Origin of the sequence: Proteus terrae subsp. cibarius, assembly GCF_011045835.1 — a bacterium.
Taxonomy (GTDB): domain Bacteria; phylum Pseudomonadota; class Gammaproteobacteria; order Enterobacterales; family Enterobacteriaceae; genus Proteus; species Proteus cibarius.
This window is the reverse complement of the sequence record NZ_CP047349.1, coordinates 1,066,947-1,086,454: the sequence shown is the minus strand read 5'-3', so window position 1 is coordinate 1,086,454 and position 19,508 is coordinate 1,066,947. Positions and strand designations below refer to the sequence as shown.

The 19,508-nt window shown below is 38.0% G+C and carries 16 protein-coding genes; 9 read left to right on the top strand and 7 right to left on the bottom strand.

Going from position 1 to position 19,508, the window contains the following annotated elements; genetic code table 11:
- Positions 1-299: 299 nt before the first annotated feature.
- From GTH25_RS04975 to GTH25_RS04955, 5 genes are all read left to right on the top strand, one after another.
- Positions 300-4,028 carry a DUF4132 domain-containing protein gene (locus GTH25_RS04975; RefSeq protein ID WP_156733105.1) on the top strand — a complete coding sequence of 1,243 codons (3,729 nt, stop codon included), beginning with the start codon at positions 300-302 and terminating at the stop codon, positions 4,026-4,028.
- A gap of 25 nt (positions 4,029-4,053) precedes the next feature.
- Positions 4,054-5,163: an ATP-binding protein gene (locus GTH25_RS04970; protein WP_164530361.1), complete on the top strand. Its 1,110-nt coding sequence runs from the start codon at positions 4,054-4,056 to the stop codon at positions 5,161-5,163.
- A 99-nt stretch (positions 5,164-5,262) separates the two neighbouring features.
- The gene (locus GTH25_RS04965) at positions 5,263-7,845 is read left to right on the top strand and encodes a DUF5682 family protein (RefSeq protein ID WP_159241866.1); all 2,583 of its coding nucleotides are present in this window, start codon (positions 5,263-5,265) and stop codon (positions 7,843-7,845) included.
- Positions 7,832-8,986 (top strand): VWA domain-containing protein, encoded by a 1,155-nt coding sequence (locus GTH25_RS04960; protein ID WP_109420389.1) that lies wholly within the window; start codon positions 7,832-7,834, stop codon positions 8,984-8,986. The genes GTH25_RS04965 and GTH25_RS04960 overlap by 14 nt, the downstream gene beginning before the upstream one ends.
- Positions 8,983-11,055: an SWIM zinc finger family protein gene (locus GTH25_RS04955; RefSeq protein WP_164530360.1), complete on the top strand. Its 2,073-nt coding sequence runs from the start codon at positions 8,983-8,985 to the stop codon at positions 11,053-11,055. Before GTH25_RS04960 ends, GTH25_RS04955 begins: the two co-directional genes overlap by 4 nt.
- A 96-nt stretch (positions 11,056-11,151) precedes the next feature.
- On the opposite strand, the gene GTH25_RS04950 is transcribed toward GTH25_RS04955, so the two are convergent.
- The 7 genes from GTH25_RS04950 to seqA form a co-directional block, all read right to left on the bottom strand.
- Complete coding sequence (locus GTH25_RS04950; RefSeq protein WP_164530359.1) at positions 11,152-11,895, bottom strand: type 2 GTP cyclohydrolase I; 744 nt, start codon at positions 11,893-11,895, stop codon at positions 11,152-11,154.
- A 222-nt stretch (positions 11,896-12,117) separates the two neighbouring features.
- Entirely contained in the window at positions 12,118-12,324 is a 207-nt protein-coding gene (locus GTH25_RS04945) for a YbfA family protein (protein ID WP_036912074.1), read from the bottom strand.
- 368 nt (positions 12,325-12,692) lie between these two features.
- On the bottom strand, positions 12,693-12,986 hold the full coding sequence (locus tag GTH25_RS04940; protein WP_075671625.1) for a type II toxin-antitoxin system RelE/ParE family toxin: 294 nt from the start codon (positions 12,984-12,986) through the stop codon (positions 12,693-12,695).
- Positions 12,979-13,221, bottom strand: a complete 243-nt coding sequence (locus tag GTH25_RS04935; RefSeq protein ID WP_075671623.1) for a type II toxin-antitoxin system ParD family antitoxin — start codon at positions 13,219-13,221, stop codon at positions 12,979-12,981. The genes GTH25_RS04940 and GTH25_RS04935 overlap by 8 nt, the downstream gene beginning before the upstream one ends.
- 155 nt (positions 13,222-13,376) lie before the next feature.
- The gene (locus GTH25_RS04930) at positions 13,377-13,859 is read right to left on the bottom strand and encodes a YehS family protein (protein ID WP_075671621.1); all 483 of its coding nucleotides are present in this window, start codon (positions 13,857-13,859) and stop codon (positions 13,377-13,379) included.
- 146 nt (positions 13,860-14,005) lie between these two features.
- Positions 14,006-15,646, bottom strand: coding sequence for a phosphoglucomutase (alpha-D-glucose-1,6-bisphosphate-dependent) (gene pgm, locus GTH25_RS04925; RefSeq protein WP_075671619.1), 1,641 nt, complete (start codon positions 15,644-15,646; stop codon positions 14,006-14,008).
- Positions 15,647-15,720: 74 nt separating this feature from the next.
- The gene (gene seqA / locus GTH25_RS04920) at positions 15,721-16,272 is read right to left on the bottom strand and encodes a replication initiation negative regulator SeqA (RefSeq protein ID WP_075671617.1); all 552 of its coding nucleotides are present in this window, start codon (positions 16,270-16,272) and stop codon (positions 15,721-15,723) included.
- Between the two features lie 459 nt (positions 16,273-16,731).
- Here seqA and ybfF point away from each other — a divergent pair, with 459 nt between their 5' ends.
- The 4 genes from ybfF to fur all read left to right on the top strand — a co-directional run bounded on the left by ybfF (position 16,732) and on the right by fur (position 19,471).
- Positions 16,732-17,514, top strand: coding sequence for an esterase (gene ybfF, locus GTH25_RS04915; protein WP_164530358.1), 783 nt, complete (start codon positions 16,732-16,734; stop codon positions 17,512-17,514).
- Positions 17,515-17,725: 211 nt separating this feature from the next.
- Positions 17,726-18,034, top strand: coding sequence for a LexA regulated protein (gene ybfE, locus GTH25_RS04910; RefSeq protein WP_075671657.1), 309 nt, complete (start codon positions 17,726-17,728; stop codon positions 18,032-18,034).
- Between the two features lie 273 nt (positions 18,035-18,307).
- Complete coding sequence (fldA, locus tag GTH25_RS04905; RefSeq protein ID WP_004244384.1) at positions 18,308-18,835, top strand: flavodoxin FldA; 528 nt, start codon at positions 18,308-18,310, stop codon at positions 18,833-18,835.
- A 189-nt stretch (positions 18,836-19,024) separates the two neighbouring features.
- Complete coding sequence (gene fur, locus GTH25_RS04900) at positions 19,025-19,471, top strand: ferric iron uptake transcriptional regulator (RefSeq protein ID WP_023581171.1); 447 nt, start codon at positions 19,025-19,027, stop codon at positions 19,469-19,471.
- The last annotated feature ends 37 nt before the right edge of the window (positions 19,472-19,508 follow it).

Below are 19,508 nucleotides of genomic sequence, written 5' to 3'. Positions count from 1 at the left end.
CTATTTACCTAGGTGTTAATACTTGTTTCATTCAACAGACAATTCTTAATCTTTTTAAAATCCACAAAAAATGCCTTTATTATCATTTCTTCATTTTCAGCACTTTTTCCTGATATAGCGTTTTATATATTGCAGAATTGAATATTAATAAAGCGAGGTTAGCTTTTTTAGCTTTTACATCTATAAATTTAACAAATGGTACATATTGATTTTATTTTACCTAGTGATAATCAAATTGTTCGTTTCGCTATTTCATGGTAAAAAAAACTGTTTATCCATACATAGCTTAAGGAACTGGCGTGATAAAAAAAATCTTAGATATTTTCCCTATTTTTGGGAAAAAAGACGTCGATATTACTGAGAAATATCTTCAAGAATCACTGGTATTACTTGCAATATTTGATGAGAGTTTGCCTAAACGTGCATTAGATTATGTACTTACAGGCAAAAATCCTGAAATTCTTTTTGAATTAAATAAACTGGATGCTGCAAAAGCAGCTGTTTATTTTCATCGTGCAGGAACATTAGAATGGTGGTATGCCAGTAATATTGATACAGGAAAGTATAGTAAAGTTATCACCCAAGGCCTTAATGCCCGTCATAAGCTCTACTCAAAGGTTGGCGAAAGCTTTTCTTTAGAACAAGTAGCCCGTTATGCAAAAGTCATTGCAGCTGCATGTCAGGATATCAATATCAAAGTGACAACAACTGAAGTGCCAACTTGGGTTATTTACCTATTAGTTGATGCGTTTTACACCACTTATGATAATGCACGTAATCTTAATTTAGAACATCGTAAACATTGGAGTATGGAATTTATCGCTAATATGGTCGAAGCAGAGGCCAATATTCCAGGCGAAAATGCATTATTCGCAGTATTCGATAGAAAAGATATCTCTGAATATTATGCTTCTAATCTTAAGCGTATTTATGAACTTCATGATTTAAAAGATTATCTACTTTCACATCAAGAATTTATTAGAACGGAATTGATTGACAAACTGTCAGCAAATGGTTTAGTTGAGCTAATTAACCATCTAAATAAAAATACGATATTACGCGATACTTTTGCAGATATTATTGTTTTACTTGCCACCAGCAGTTTAAAAACAGTGAAAAAAGCCGCAGAACCTATTTTGAATACCTTACCGGCTGAAATTGTAAAAGAAAATTTAACCCATGTTTTAATGAATGGTACACCAAAACAACGTACACAAGCGGCTGATTTATTTGCTCGCCAAGGTGAAAACCGTGATGTACTTGAAGAAGCGTTAAAACATGAAACCTCAAAAGCGGTCATCAAGAGCATTGAAAGTGCTCTACAACGTTTTAGCGTTGCTGATAACGCAAACACCGTTGATGCCATCGAAGCACCTGATTTTACACCATTAGAAGATACACCATTACCCGATAGTACCCGCGATATTATGGTCAATAACTTCAATGAGATGTTAGCTAAAGCGAAAGAAAATGCTGAACGCGAAATTGAAGAAAATAAAACTTCGAAACACTCTTATAATTGGGCACAGCGTCATTATAAAGATTTATCTAAGATTGATGAAAAACAATGTCGTGCATTAGTTGATAAGCTCAACAGTGGGCAAGGTACTATTCAGTCGAATGAAATCCAAATTATTAAACACAAAAATCGTATTCCTAATTTGCCAGAATACACATTCTTCCATGCTGTGCGTGTGATAACCAACAACCGCCAACATGCTGATCACTTTTCCTCTCACTACTTTAATGGTGATATTCCAGAGCGTTTATTTAGTGATATTGAATTACGACAAGTTGAAAATGTATTAGAAAGATGTAGCTTCAAACGCGCAGCCCGTGTCACAGCGGCACTATGCTTAGAATCTTATCAAGATGGCTTACGCCGTTTTCGTAAACCAGAACAAGTTTGGCCTTTCTTCTCTCAACATACTGATTATATCGCAGAAGCGCTAAACTTAATGCCAAACCAAAGCGAACATCGCTATCGCCAATTTGAGATTTCACAAGGTATTGAAGTATTAGGACGTTTCCCAACAATTCCTGCACAATTTGTTCCTCGCATCATGGAATTGGCATTAGGTGAAAATAAAACACACCGAGTTTCTGCACAAAAATTATTAGAAACACTGCCTAATATTCATTTAAGTGCACAAGAAGGATTAACCTCTAGTAAACAAGAGATCCGTGTTACAGCCATTGAATGGTTAGCTCGCTTAAATAATCCGGACTCCTTACCTGCGCTTAATGCCTTATTGAAAAAAGAGAAACGTGAAGTAGTACGAGCTTCTTTACTCACTGCATTAGAGCAATTAGGTGAAGATATTTCGAGCTACTTATCGCCAAAAACGTTATTAGCAGAAGCTGAAAAAGGCCTTAAAGCCAAAGCACCTGCAAGCCTTGCTTGGTTTAATTTTGAGGCAATTCCTGCATTAACATGGGAAAACAAGAAAGCAGTTGATCCGGCGATTATTCGTTGGTGGATTATTCTGGCAGTGAAATTAAAAATGCCAGGAGGAAACGCGTTATTACAACGTTATATCGGTCTGCTCTCTACTGATAGCCAACATAAACTTTCAAGCTTTATTCTGCATACCTTTGTTGCTCAGGATATTAAAGGTCCGTCACTTGAAGAAGCGATGGTCGAAGCACAACGTGAAGCGCCAGGGCGTTTAAGCAATTATCAAAACTGGGCTAAACGTTATCCTGAATATTACGCTAAATATGAAAACTACACGTTAGAACAAGTGATTGAAGAGATTAAAAACGAGGTGTTACGTCGTTATTTAGGCTCTGCAATCAGCGATAAAGGTATGTTAGCGCTTATCTGCGGTATTGAAGGTCATGTTGCAGTATCTGTATTACGTAACTATATGCGTGATCACTATCAGCGCCGAGCTCAAATTGAAGCCATGATTGACGCTGTAGCATCAAGCAATGATCCAATTATTATTCAGCTTCTTCTTTCATTATCACGCCGTTATCGCACGGCATCTGTTCAGGAAAAAGCCCGGAATTTAGTCACGCAAATCGCGGAGCGTAATGGCTGGAGTGCAGATGAATTAGCAGACAGAACCATTCCGACTGCTGGCTTTGATGATACGGGGACATTAGTGCTGGAATATGGTGAGCGTATCTTTACGGCGAAGATGGATGCAAAACAAAAGCTGGTATTGTTTAATCCGGAAGGTAAAGAAGTTAAAGCCTTACCTGCAGCGCGCAAAAATGATGATGCAGAGCTGATTAAAGAAGCTAAAAAACTTTTCACTTCAAGTAAAAAAGAACTCAAACAAGTTATTGAATTACAAAGTGTGCGTTTATATGAAGCCATGTGTGCTCAACGTCAGTGGTTAAGCGCCGATTGGCAAGAATATATCTTAGCTCACCCAATCATGCATAAACTGATTGAACAACTGGTTTGGCAAGAAGTGAAAGATGGCAAGGTTATCAATACATTCCGCCCTTCTGATGACGGTGCATTGCTTGATCTTGAAGATGATGAAGTGACTTTACAAAACGATTCGTTGATCCAACTTGCTCACGCAGCATTGGTCAATGAAGATGAGCGTAAGGCATGGATCGCTCACTTTAAAGATTACAAAATAAAATTCTTATTCTCTCAAATGGAACATAAGATCCCAGAATTAGATCTGAAACAAACTGAAGTGGAAGATAGAAAAGGTTGGATCACAGACACCTTCACTTTACGCGGTATTTTAACCAAAATGGGTTATCAACGAGGCCCAGCAGAAGATGGGGGCTCCTTCTCTCACTATTACAAATTCTTCTCTAGTTTAAACTATTACGTCAATATCGGTTTCAGTGGTAGTTATGTTCCAGAAGAAAATATTCCAGCTGTCTTATTTGATTTAAGTTTTGAGAAAAATCAGCAAGATTACTGGGGTCGCAATAATGTTGAGCTAAAAAATGTACCACCGATTCTATTAGCAGAAAGCTATGCGGATTATCTAAAAGTCGCTGAAGCTTGCGCAGGATTTGATCCTGAATGGGAAAAGAAAACACCTTGGTAAAAGATAGGGATAATTAGGAAAGAATATGGCTAAAAAAGCACCCGCAGATCAACAAGCAATTAGGAAAAGTGCTGAAGTTCGATTTGCTCAAGAGTTAGAGCGTTTAACAAAAGCTGATGCTAATAATCCTAAACCACAAGGATGGCTTCGCTCTCCCCGTGCTGTACGCCAATTTATTTTAGGTGATGATGCATTAAGCATCACACCTAAGTTTTTCGGCGATGATGCGTTGGTTGATCGTGCAATTGTCACATTATTGGGTAAACAAGGTTTAATGCTGGTTGGTGAACCGGGTACAGCAAAATCGATGCTCTCAGAGCTTTTTGCTGCTGCTATCAGTGGTGATTCAGGATTAACTATCCAAGGAACTGCCGGCACAACAGAAGATCACATTAAATATTCTTGGAACTATGCATTGCTATTAGCAGAAGGCCCAACAGAACGCGCTTTAGTGGGATCACCGCTTTATCAAGGTATGTTACAAGGCAAAATTGTTCGCTTTGAAGAGATAACTCGTTGTCCTCCTGAAATCCAGGATGTGTTAGTTTCCTTGATGTCAGAGAAACAATTGATGATCCCTGAAATGGGGGATGGTGCACGTATTAGTGCAAAACCGGGATTTAACCTCATCGGTACAGCAAACTTACGTGATCGCGGTGTTCATGAAATGTCGGCCGCATTAAAGCGTCGTTTTAACTTTGAAACGGTGAAACCTATACGTGATCCTGCATTTGAAATCAGCCTGATCCAATCACAGCTTGAGAATGAATTAGGCTCTTTAGCCAATGAAATCACTGTACCAGTAGATGTTGTGGAATTACTGGTCACAACATTCCAAGAGTTGCGCTCAGGTAACACGAAAGATGGCGGTAATATCAAAACACCAGATGCAGTTATGTCAACCGCAGAAGCTGTGAATATTGCTTACGCTTGTGCCTTAGAAGCGCATTATTTAGGTGATGGTGTGATGAATGCAGGCGCAATTGCCCGCCAGTTAATCGGTGTTGTATTAAAAGATAATGCTGATGATATCAAACGTATTCGTTATTACATGGACAACGTAGCTAGAGAGAGAGCAAGAAACAGTAAAGAGTGGAAAGCTTTCTTTGAAGCATCAAAAGAGTTCTGGCAATAAAACGCTAAGACTCATGGCTACACATTAAAATACGTTATTTATCTATTAAAGGCAGGGTTAATTCACTCTGCCTTTTCACCCAGAAAAGGGATCGACACGGTGACGCTACCTTCAATACCTTTGCCAGAAAGAATTGACCAAGCACGACTGAAATGGACGTCGTTACAGCAACAATATCTCTATTTTGCCCCTGTACGCCACCATAGCCCTGCTTGTGCTTATGCGGTTTTATCATTAATTGATTCTGTAAAACCTGACTATATTTTAATTGAAGGCCCAGATACCTTTAATTCACTTATTCCTAGCCTAACCGATAAAGATACCCTGCCTCCCGTTGCGATTATGGGTCAAGCTGAGTATTTGCATAATGATGGAAACCAAGAAGAGCGAGAAAAATCACTGCACTCTGCCTATTTTCCATTTTGTGAATATTCGCCTGAATGGCAAGCTTTGCGAGGTGGTTTGCGCATCAATGCTAAAACACGTTTTATTGATTTACCTTGGGCTGCACAAGTTAATAACGAAGAGTATAGCGACTCGCAAAGTCGAAGCTTACAAAAAGAACGTTATTTAGCACATAGCCAGTTTATCGCGCAATTAGCTAAAAAATGCCACTGTCGTGATCATGATGATGTTTGGGAGCATCTTTTTGAATTACGTAGTATTGAAGCCTTAGCTGATTGGCAAACACTTTTTAATGACACCTTTATTTGGTGTGCACTTGCACGTCTTGACTATGAGCCTGAAGTGCTTGAATCTGAAGGCTCTTCACAACGTGAAGCGCATATGCTCGCCCATATTCAAACCATCAAACAGCAAGAACCCAATGCCAAAATTGTAATCGTCACTGGGGGATTCCATACCCTTGCACTAATTGAAGGCCTAGCTAACTCACAATCTCAATCTTTCGCCATTTCTAGCACAAAACAAAAGCAATTCACTAAAATGCAAAAAATGGGTGAAAATGAGCAAGCTTGGCTTATTCGCTACAGTTTTGACAGACTAGATGCACTTAATGGTTATGCTTCTGGTATGCCTTCTCCTGCATTTTATCAACAAGCTTGGCAAAGTTTGATGCAACAACATCATGATAAGTTAGAAAATAATAATGTCGCCAAACAGCCAACCCAAGTTTATCGCAATAAAATGGGGATTGCTTTTCTGAGCTCAGTGGCTCAGGCAATTAGAGAAAAACAATTTGATAATCCACCGAGTTATTTAGCTGTAAAACTCGCAGCCGAACAGAGTTTACGTCTCGCTTTATTAAGAGATCACGCTGGTACAGGTCGCTATGACTTGCTCGATGGTTTACAAAGTGCCTTTATTAAAGGCAGCTTAGATGATAGCCAAAGTGAATTATGGGCTGAAATCAAAACCTGTTTCTCAGGTTATCTCTTAGGTAAAATCCCATTAGGTACGGCAACGCCTCCTTTAGTTAATGAAACCTATGAACGAGCTAGAGCTTTTCGTTTCAAACTTGATGATACTTTAGCAAAAACAACTAAATGCGATGTTTATCGTAACCCGCAGCATCGCTTAAGAAGTCGTTTTTTACATTTATTGGCTTTCTTGGAGATCCATTTTGCACACCGTGTAAATGGTCCTGATTTTCTTTCTGGCCATCAATTAGATCTGTTATTTGAAGAGTGGCAATACGCTTGGACACCTAATGTAGAAGGTGAACTGATTTCATTATCAGAGAAAGGCTCTCAACTTGAAGCTATCGCTCTAAATAAGCTGTTATCAATGGAGAAACAGCTTGAAGAACAAGGGCAAAGTCGTTCGAGCCAGAGTGCAGTTACGTTATTAATCCAAGCAGCACTAATTGGACTCCACCAGCGCATTCCATCACTCTTTAAACTGTTAGATAGCTATATTCAGCAAGATTTTCGTCTTGAGTCACTGACTCAGTGTGGACATAAACTGATCCATTTATGGCGAGGTCGCCAATATCTTGATATTACGGATGAACTTTCACTTGAAAATCGCCTACATCAAGTTATTCCACAAGCTTTCTTTTGTTTAGAACAACTGGCTCAAGGGGATGAGCAACAACAAGAAAACAATTTACAAGCTCTGCTCTCTTTACGTGAATTGATTGAATTTATGCCATCGCTCAATAATCAGCATGATTATAAAAGTGATTTCTATCAGCAACTCAATCGCCTTGATGGTCAATTAGATACAGTGCCTTTATTAAAAGGTGCAGTAGATGCCTTACGTTATTTAGGTTCATATATTGATGAAAATACGTTAGTTACCACGCTAAATACGACCTTTAGCACCGGCAGCTCTCCTGAACATGCCATTGGTTATTTCGTTGGTATGATGCGAACAGCGCCAGAACTAGTTATTCGCCTTCCGTTATTGGTCGATCACTTAAATACTTTGCTACAGCAATGGGATGAAGAACGATTTATTCAGATCTTGCCTGATCTGCGTTTTGCCTTTAGTCAACTTAATCCCAAACAAAATGCAGAGCTTGCACAATATATTGCCAACGATATTGGTTTAGATACGCAAGCGCTATCTTTATGGCAGTCAGAATTTAGTGCTAAACAGATGCTTGAAGCCACTAAACTCAACCAAAAATTACAACAGCGAATAATGGAACAAGGCATGATTTCTTGGTTTGATGCTAAGAAAATAGAGAAAGGAGATACAAATCATGAGTCAGCATAATGACGATGTGCCTGAAGATAAAATAAAGCAAGCAAAACGCTGGCGCCTGATTTTAGGTCAATATGCTGATGATGCTCTTGGGCAAGCGACTTTTAATGCTGATGATTTAAAAGTTGAGCGCACACTCGACTTTCTCTATCGTCGTGAATATCAGCGCCGAGGTCTTCGCCAAGAACGGGGGCGTCATGGATCACTCGATGCATCGCAACTTACTGCGGTAAACTGGCTAAATCAAGCGCGTAAGCTATTCCCTAATAGCACCTTTGAACGTATGCAATCACAAGCTATTGAACGTTATCAAATCAGTAGTTTTCTTAAAGATCCCAATACGTTAAAAGCAATGGAGCCAACAAAAGCGTTAGCGAAAACATTATTAAGTTTACGTGGACGCATGAGTGAAGAAACGCGAGATGCGGTTAAAACGATTATTCGCAAAGTAGTCGATGATATTTTGCGTCAAATTCGCAATAACTTTCGCCAATCATTAACAGGTCGCCGTAATCGTTTTAGACGCTCTTTAGTGCCTAATAGTCGCAACTTTGATTGGCGTGCAACCATCGCTGCAAACTTAAAACATTACGATACTCAAAATCGCCGTTTAGTGATTGAAACTCCTTACTTCAACTCACGAATGCAACAACATTTTCCGTGGGATGTCATACTTTGTGTTGACCAAAGTGCGTCAATGTCTAGCTCAATTATGTATGCGGCTGTTTGTGCCAGCATTTTAGCCTCTTTACCCGCTGTTAATGTCTCTTTAGTGGTTTTTGACACCCAAGTTGTTGATTTATCGCATTTAGCAGACGATCCCGTTGAAGTTTTAATGACCGTACAATTGGGCGGCGGTACTGATATTGCAGGTGCAATGCAATACTGTGAAAGTTTAGTCAAAAACCCTAAACGCACGGTTATTTCACTTATTAGTGACTTTGAAGAAGGTGGCTCATTAAATCGCTTATTAGATTGCACGCAACGCCTTAATAGCCAACAAGTTAAATTATTGGGTCTTGCAGCACTTGATGATGAGGCTCAACCTGTTTATGACTCTGCAATTGCACAAAAGCTTGCAGATAGAGGCATGCAAGTTGCAGCGTTAACACCTGAACATTTCGCACAATGGTTGGCAGAGGTAATGCAATGAGTTGGCAAACTGTTTACTTTCATTACGATGAAGATGCGCTCACTGTATTTGCTAATGCAGGATTATTAAGACGCGCCAAAAAAGATGTTGATAACGAAAAAGTTTCTCTCACTGACGCCAATACAGGGCAGTTTAGTAGCGATGGGCAAAATGTTATTTTACACGAAGCAGGGATCCAACAAGCCAGTTGCGATTGCTCTGCATCAGGTTGTTGCAAACATATTTTAGCTGCTGTTTTATGGCTACAAATAAATAATAGTGCTGATAATTCAAACGACGATAATAGTAATGAAACATCACCAGAAACTGTTGCGGAGCCCATTGAAATAACACCTCTGTTACCTACGCTATTTACGCTTGAGCCGGAAGCTCTAATCAAAAAAGCAGGAAAACCAGCCTGTCGTGTGGCGATTAAATTAGTTGAGCAGTGGGAAACAATAACATTGAATTTAGAAGACACAGGGACACAATTAAAAATTCAACTCCCTGATGTTGATGAGCCTGTTATTTTCTTACAAGGTAGTGGCTACGACGGCATGTTATCACCTTTTTCTGACTCACAGAAAAAAGCATTCCACCTTGCTATTGTGGCTAAAATATTTGAACAACATGCTCAACTATGGAGTTGGCCTGAAGATTTAATCATTTCGCAATCTTCAACGCGCCCTCTCAATAAAGAAGAAACGGCGTTAATCACGACGGTTGAACAATTTATTTATGATTTATTACGCCAAGGGCTATCACATATCAGCTTAAGCAGCGCCACTCAATTGCACTTATTGAATATGTCCGCTCGAGCAGAAGGCTTACCTCGTTTAGCGTCTTATTTACGATCATTAAGCTCTCAAGTCAAACTGTTGGCAGAAAGACATTTCACTATGGATGAAAGTAATGTCTTGCGCTTGCTGGCTCATATTTCAGCCTATCTATTTCAATTATCCAATGCGACGCCAGAACAGTTAAAAACGTTACGAGGGCAACTTCGTCGTCAATATGACGATAAAAAAACCAGCCTCTCTCTTATCCCTGTTGGTGCAAATTGGTGGACAGCACAAAGTGGTGCGTTAGGAGCAACCTTTACCTTTTGGGATAAAGAAGAGAAACAACTCTTACAAGCGACTCAAGCACGCCCAAATCAACTTGATACTCTGTTTAATTGTTATAGTGTTTGGAATAGTTTGTCGTTATGGAAACAAACATCCGATAAATTAATGCGCCGCCCTTTTTTATTACAAGAGCCGCGTATTTCTGATGAAGGAAAACTGGCAACTATTGGCGAAAGCTTTGCACAAAACCAAACGGATTTTCTTGATATTACCGATTATCACAATCTACAAACTGAATTAGGGATCAACAATTGGCAAGAGCTACCAGACTATTTTGCTAATCAACCTGAAGGATTTCTTTCCCCTCTCGTCTTACATATCAAAAGCTATAAGCCATTAATTTGGTATGAAATAGAGCAATGCGTTATTTGGGATGTTTCAGACAATCATGATAATTCAGCCTTCTTACGTCTTTATTGGGAAGGAACAATGCAAAATAATCTAGAAGAATTACGTTATCTCACTAAACGAGAACTAGAGATAGTAGCTGTCACTGTTCAGCCTGTTCGACGTGATTTAAATATGGATTTATTACCAACGACTCTTTGGCTCAAAACGGAAAAAGGCATTGAAATGTTTTATCTCGATTTTGACCAATTTCCACGAAAGAAAAAACAATCAGGATTTATTAGTCGTATTCAAGAATATATGGCTAAGCGTAAGCAACAAACGGCAATGCATCACAGTGAACCAACATTAGCACAAAAGTTCTGTCGCCCTATTTTGTCTGTATTAGAAGCCCAAGCATGTACTGGACGGGAATTACTTTCTGAAATGCAAAAAGAGCAGTTAGAAATAAGCAAGCATACTGCTGACGATTTAGGAATGACATTAATTGCCAACCAATTAGCTCGTTATCTGACATTAACCACACGTGACTCTCAGGCTTTATTACAGTTAATTTGGCTATGCGATAATCTGCAACAATTACAAAGTCCATTACCTATTCAGCTTAATGAGTAATAAATATCCCCCTGCATAGCAGAGGGATTTATATATACAAAAAAAGCTATCTCTCTTTAATTAGAGAGATAGCTTATAAAATAAGAATGAATAGGCTTATGCTGGATTATCAATATCAACAAATGTCACATCGAAGTGATGTGTTTGAGCAAGCCATTCACCTAATGCTTTAATACCATAACGCTCTGTCGCATGGTGTCCAGCTGCAAAAAAATGAACACCCATTTCTCTTGCGATATGAATAGTCTGTTCCGATATTTCACCTGTTACAAAAGCATCTACACCCTGCTCAGCTGCATCTTGAATAAAGCCCTGTCCGCCCCCCGTACACCAAGCAATATTACGAATAGTTTCAGGAGCATTATCACCACAATGCAATACATTGCGTTGTAACGCTTTTTCTAAACGTTCTTTTAATTCAGTAGGCGTTAAAGGTAAATCAAACACACCTTTAGGTACTAACGGTAATATTTCACCTTCAACTTTAACGCCCATTTTTAACGCTAATTGAGCATTGTTGCCTAAAATTGGGTGAGCATCTAACGGCAGGTGATAACCAAAAAGATTAATGTCATTACAAAGTAATGTCTTTAAGCGGTTGCGCTTCATTGAACGAATAACAACGGGCTCATTTTTCCAAAAGTAACCGTGGTGTACTAAAATTGCATCAGCGTTTAATCGCACAGCTTCATCAAGTAATGCTTGGCTTGCAGTCACACCCGTTACTATTTTTTGAATATGAGGGCGTCCTTCGACTTGAAGTCCATTAGGCGCATAATCTTGAAAGTTCTCAATACTTAACTTCTCATTAATCACTAATTCCAGATCAGTATTCTTCATTTCATTTATTTCCCTGTTATCACGAATGCCACTATTTATATAACAATAAAATAAATAGCAATAGATTAATGGCATTCGTTTATATGACTCATTATTGTTTATTGTAACGTAAAAATTGAAGATTATTTGAGGATAAGAAAAAACAAGAAGGTCGCATCAGAAAAGTGCTTAAAAAGGGATAAAAATAACGCCTACTTTTGCAGGCGTTATCTTAATATTCTGTTATTTGTGACTATTTAGCGCCACTTCCGATTTTGCCAGCCAAACTGGTTTATCACTTGTTTTAGACCATACACGGTGTATATAGCTATAAAATTGTGCGCGTTTAGGATGGAAAATCATAACAGGAAATGCCACAACACCTAGCGCAACAGCACCAGTACGACGGGCTAAAACATGTTTTTTTGTATATTCGTTATAAGCTGGCATAGTGCTCTCCTGTATAGAGATTAATTTGATAACTGAAATTTTACCTCATTTGATGAAATTTTACTACTGATCAGACCACTCAATTCGTGCGAAAAATCACCTTTATTTTGCTTGATATGTAATTAAATTTCAGAATAGAAACAAAAGCGAAACACAAATAACACAATCGTTAACAAAATTAGATCAGTATTTTTACCTAATGAAAGTTGTAGTAAATAATTTCGAAGATAAATTATCAAAAAAGAAAAAAATCAAATAAGTGAAGAGAGGTAGGATATTCAAGATGCGGGTTTTAGTATTAATAACATACATCTACTGCGAAATAATATACAACCGAATAATACATTTAGCAGTGAGTAATGAAAGACTTATTCAGGGAAATCAAGAAAATCAACGTCCATTGAATGATGGATAAGGCGAGCGATAAATAAGGTATCATTTTTTGGTAGATAATAAATTGAGTGTTTTTTAAACTCAAATCGTCTCATACCATCACACACCCAATTGCACTCTCGCCCAATCCAAAGTGCTCGAGCAAGTAGCTCAAATGCCTGTTTTAACTCATTATGATATTTTTTTGCCTGAGTTACACCAAATTGCTGAATGGTATAACGTGCAATTTGATAAATATCTTCTTCTGCTAATTTAGAGAGTTTATACATTTAAGTCCTTTTCAGCTTTTGCAAAAATATCATCCATGTTGTTTTCACTTTCTGGTGAATTCACACCATCTAGTACCATTTTTCGAACTATTTGGATCCGTTCTTCTCTGATTTCCATCATACGTAAAGCATCTCTGATTACCTCGGAGGTATTTCCATAACGTCCTGAATTAATCATTTCACCAACAAAACCATTAAAATGTTCACCCAAAGTTACGCTAGTTACTCGTGCCATAAATCCTTCCTATATTGTATTACTTAGTAATACAACGGTAGCAATAAATTTATTAATTTGCCAGCTAATACCATAAAAAAACACCCCAATATTGAAAACCAATTTTGGGGTGTCATCGGCAAATAGAGAATTTTATAGCTTAAAATACTCTGAACTTATTTCTTAACTGCTTTACCTTTACCACGTAGGGTTTCGGTTAATCCTTTCAGGAAGTATCTTACAAGCTGATCGCCACAGTTACGGTAGTTTTTATGTCCTGGTTTACGAAATACAGCGCTTAATTCAGGCTTAGAAACACGGAAATCCGCCAGCTCATAAATCTTTAGAATATCCACATCTTTTAATTCAAAAGCGACACGCAGTTTTTTTAGAATAATGTTATTTGTAATACGCTTTTCAACTTCAGGTGCTGGGAAGTTTTCATCTTTTCCACGACGATAAAAAATTAGACCATTTAAAAAATGTCCCATTGCATTGTCGTCACATTCGACAAACTCAGGTTCATCATCTTTTTTCAGCCAGCTATTTACTAACTCTTTTGTAACTGTGAAATCAGCCAATTTCATGATTTCAACAACATGTGCATCACTTAGGTCCAGCATGTAACGTACACTTCGTAAAACAAAATTATTTTGCATTGTATTGATTATCCACTCTATTTTTAATTCTAAATCAACCTCAATGATGGATATCAATGCTGTGATCTAAAAATATTCAATAATTAAAAAAATACACTCTACCTTTGGGGAGAGTGTATTCTATATAAATAGTTTATAGCACTAACTTATTTGTTAGCAAAAACATTATTTACTATTTCAATCGCTTCTTTTTCAATTAACTCACGATGCTCAGGGCCTCGGAAGCTTTCACAGTAAATCTTATATGCTTCTTCAGTACCAGAAGGACGAGCAGCAAACCAACCGTAATCAGTCATCACTTTTAAGCCACCAATAGATGCGCCATTACCTGATGCATGTGTTAAACGTGCAGTAATCGGATCGCCTGCTAATGTGCTTGCAGTCACCATTTCAGGTGATAAGCGTGACAACAGCGCTTTTTGTTCATGAGTTGCTGATGCTTGAATACGGTTATAGCTAGGTGAACCAAAGCGTTGTGCTAATTCATTATAATGCTCTTGCGGATCTTTACCTGTTACCGCTTTCATTTCAGCAGCTAACAGACATAAAATGATGCCGTCTTTATCGGTTGACCATGGTTTGCCATTAAAGCGTAAGAAAGATGCACCTGCACTTTCCTCACCACCAAAGCCAAACTCACCACTAAATAAACCTTGAACAAACCATTTAAAGCCAACTGGTACTTCTACTAGTTCACGACCTAAATCAGCCACAACACGGTCAATCATTGCACTTGAAACCAGTGTTTTACCCACTTTTACATCTTTAGCCCATTGTGGACGATGACGGAAAAGATAGTTAATTGCAGCCGCTAAGTAGTGATTAGGATTCATTAAACCAGAAGGAGTCACAATACCATGACGATCGTAATCAGGATCGTTAGCAAAAGCTAAATCGAATTTATCACGCAATTGTAATAGACCTTCCATTGCCCAAGGTGATGAACAGTCCATACGAATAACGCCATCATGATCCAAGGTCATAAAACGGAAGGTCTGATCAACTTGATCATTAACTAATTCAAGATCAAGGCCATAATACTCACCGATGCATTTCCAGTATTCGATACCAGAGCCACCTAATGGATCAACACCCAATTTTAAACCTGCTTTCTTAATTGCTTCCATATCAACAACGTCACCTAACGCTTTGACATAAGGCATAATTAAGTCTTGAGCTTGAATATAACCACTTGCTAATGCTTCATCATAAGAAAGATGTTTGATGCCCGCTAAATTATTCTCAAGTAGTTCATTGGCACGTTTCTCAATAACTGAAGTTAAATCTGTATCAGCAGGTCCACCATTTGATGGATTATATTTAATACCACCATCTTCAGGTGGATTATGAGATGGAGTGATCACGATACCATCAGCAATATCTTGATGTGCTTCGTTATATGTCAAAATAGAAAAAGAGACCGCAGGTGTTGGTGTATAGCCATTATTTTCTTGAATAATCACTTTAACTTTATTGGCAGCAAGCACTTCTAAAACAGAAATAAATGCAGGCTCTGACAGTCCATGGGTATCTTTACCCACGTAACATGGCCCTGTTACTCCATTTTTAGCACGTACTTCAGCAATAGCTTGTGCAATCGCCAAAATATGTGCTTCATTGAAGCTATGGCGATTTGCACTTCCGCGATGACCAGATGTACCAAATTTCACACGATGAGCGTTATTGCTAGCTTGTGGTTTAAGTGAATAATATTGAGACGTTAATTGCGCCACATTAATCAGATCACTTTGACGAGTATGCTGCCCTGCTCTTGGATGAATTGCCACAAATCTTCTCCTATTTGACATCACAATCACGCTTTAAACAAAAGCCTTTGCAATGCATCAATTAACAATAGTGGTTAGATAGTTCCACACACCTTATCAATCTCATTTGCAGGAAATTGCATATCCTGCATGATGCTTTGTACCATCGTTCTTTTACGCTCTGTGTTCGAGTTAGTGATAACCCAAAACGGCGTGCCTGAAATATGGCGCGGTTTTGTATGACGTCCACTATCGAGTAGTGTTTGTTCATCACCAGCAAAATAGATACGTGTTCGTCCATGTACTGTTTCAGCAGATTGAGTAAAAGTAGCGCTATCTAGGCTATATAACGTAGAAAGGATCTGTAAAAAGCGATCAACTGATTTTGTTTTTTCTGCATAACTGTCAGATAACAGCAGTTCTCGCATTTCACGGATCGGATTTTTTGCTGGTGTAATCGATTTAGGTTCAGCTTCCTGTTTAATCACAGGAGTTTGTACTGACTCAGTGACAACGACTGGTTGTGCGGGCTGTTTGGCATCGAGCTTCAGTAGACGCCTTAAAATATCTGAAGCGCTTTCACCGATATGTCTAGTTTCGCTAGCAATATAGCGGTAAAGTTCGTCATCAATTTCTATCTTTTTCATTGCTACCCAGTACTGTTTTCAAAAAAAAGTAATTAGGATTATAAGATATAATCTTTAAAAACAAAATAGGTAAAATTTCAATAACTTAAAGAGGATTTATTCAAGATCCTACCGTTTTAAAGGCTAAGCTCGGTATTTATCCTATTGTTTATCTCGGTATCATCTTCTATTCTTTGAACTTATTCGCACAAAGTCAGCTTTAAATTCCGCTATATCACACCACCCAGCCCCCAAATAATATAAAATTCTAATTATTTATTTTTGAGCAATGTCAAGATTTCAACTTTTTAAACAAATTTGGAATATATATCTAGATAATGGTGTTTTTATGGTTTTTTATAAATTTCCCTTATCAATTATTTCTGAACTTCATCACTCTTTCATATTATTACGATAAGTTGGCTTAGCACCTTGTGCATGTCATCATATAAGAAAATCGCAATTATTTTGGTCATTAATATGAAACTCAATACATTATTAAATTATCAATTACACCAACCTGAAACGACACCTGCATCCAATTTACCTATCGTCTTGATCCACGGCCTTTTTGGTGATCTGAATAATTTAGGCGTTTTAGGTCGCGCACTTCGCCAAGATAATACCGTGATACAAATCGATGTGCGTAATCATGGGCATTCTCCTCACTGTGAAAGTATGAATTATCAAGATATGGCGCAAGATGTGCTCACATTACTTGATAGTTTAAATGTCTCAAAAGCCATTATTATTGGTCACTCAATGGGAGGCAAAATTGCGATGGCGATGACAGCATTAGCCCCAGAGCGAATCGCCAATATTGTTGTGATTGATATGTCACCTATTGCTTATAACGTTCGTCGCCATGATAAAATTTTTGCTGCACTTGAAGCCGTAACAAAAGCTCAAGTTACACGCCGTCAAGATGCGGTGGAAATCATGCGTCCTTTTATTGAAGAAGAAGGTGTGATCCAATTTTTACTAAAATCATTCAAAAATGGTGAGTGGTTATTTAATTTACCTGCAATAAAAAATGCCTATTCAGACATTATTGGCTGGCAAGAAGTGCCTGCTTGGCATCATCCTGTATTATTTATTCGAGGCGGTTTATCACCTTATATCTTAGATGAATATCGTGAAAATATAGCTCGCCAATTTCCTCTCGCGACCGCTTTTGTTGTTGCAAACACTGGGCATTGGGTTCATTCAGAAAAACCAGATACCGTTATTAAGGCAATTCGTCGTTTTTTAGAGAAAGCTTAGTTAAGAAACTTAACGACTTAAAATAATGCCACTGAAAAAATGATAATTTAGTAGAATGTATAATTATTGTACTTAAAAACAGTGTCTGTTGATAAAAAGACCAAATCACAATAGGTTAAAGTCAGGAAGCAGTGGCGAGACATCACTATGTGGGGTATTATTGGGCGTTTCGCAATTAGTCATTGGTATACGCCCTTTCACAGCAAAATTTATGGCAAAAGAACAAACTGATCGCACCACACTGGATTTGTTCGCAAATGAACGCAGACCTGGGCGACCTAAAACAAACCCGCTTTCTCGGGATGAACAGCTTAGAATTAATAAACGCAATCAATTAAGACGTGACAGAGTTAATGGTTTACGTCGAGTTGAGTTAAAATTAAATGAAGATGCTGTAAATGCTCTCAATGAGTTGGCGACAGAAAGAAACGTCAGTCGTAGTGAGCTTATTGAAGAAATATTACTAGAGCAATTGGCGCAAAATCACGCCTTAAAAATGCATCAAAACAAGAATAGCTAGCAGATAAACCACACAAATTCGACAGAATTAGCCTGCTATTTTCGTCAAAATACATTTTTAGTTTTCTATTATGAAAACACAATGCTTATCTTTCACTAGTAATTGTTCAAACACAGACAAATATACTCTAAATATTTTGAAGTGTAGCTAGGTGGCAAGTGAATGAGTCATTAGAAACATACAAGCAGTATGTGACTTGTGAAAATATACGTAGTCAATAACGCTACAATTTGAAATATAACGAATTTAGAATAAAAGAGGTTATCTCACTTTATGGCAATCATAGGAATATTCTTCGGCAGTGATACTGGCAACACTGAAAATATTGCCAAAATGCTTCAAGAAAGACTGGGCGCTGATAATGCTGAAGTTCATGATATTGCAAAATCCAGTCAAGAAGACATCGAAGCGTTCGATATTCTGTTACTAGGTATTCCTACTTGGTATTATGGTGAAGCACAATGTGATTGGGATGATTTTTTCCCAACACTAGAAGATATTGATTTCAATGGTAAGCTTGTTGCACTCTTTGGTTGTGGTGACCAAGAAGATTACGCAGAATATTTCTGTGATGCAATGGGTACTATCCGCGATATTATTGAGCCTCGTGGTGCTGTTATCGTAGGTCATTGGCCAACAGAAGGTTATCATTTCGAAGCCTCTAAAGGGCTCGCAGATGATAATCACTTTATCGGTCTTGCGATTGATGAAGATCGTCAACCAGAATTAACCGAAGAGCGTGTTGATGCTTGGGTTGCTCAAATCAAAGAAGAAATGAGCCTAGACGAAATTCTGGGATAAAAGAAATACTCAATATTGAGAATGATAATTATTCAATGGTGTGCTAAGATAGTGTGATAGGTGGGGTGTTTATTTTTAAATATCATGCCTATAATCAATGAGGTTATTTATTCACCCGAGTATTAACGAATAAAACCTATTTGTGAGCACAAAAATTAAATTCACCATTAGCAACAGGATTAAATCCGCATGACCGACAATAATAAAGCGTTAAAAAATGCTGGGTTAAAAGTTACACTTCCTCGCTTAAAGATCTTGGAAGTGCTCCAGGATCCTGAGTGCCATCATGTCAGTGCTGAAGATCTCTACAAAAAACTCATCGATATCGGTGAAGAGATTGGTCTGGCAACAGTGTATCGCGTCTTAAACCAATTTGATGATGCTGGTATTGTTACCCGACATAATTTTGAAGGTGGTAAATCAGTATTTGAATTAACTCAGCAACACCATCATGACCATTTAATTTGTCTTGATTGTGGCAAAGTTATCGAGTTTACAGACGATGCTATTGAATTACGCCAAAGAAACATCGCTGAACGTCATGGTATCAAGCTTTCCAATCATAGCCTTTATTTATATGGCCACTGCGCTGAAGGCAATTGTAAAGAAGATAGCCACGCACATGATGAGAAATAATTCATTCTGGATAATCTCTCAGTAAAAAAAAGGAACT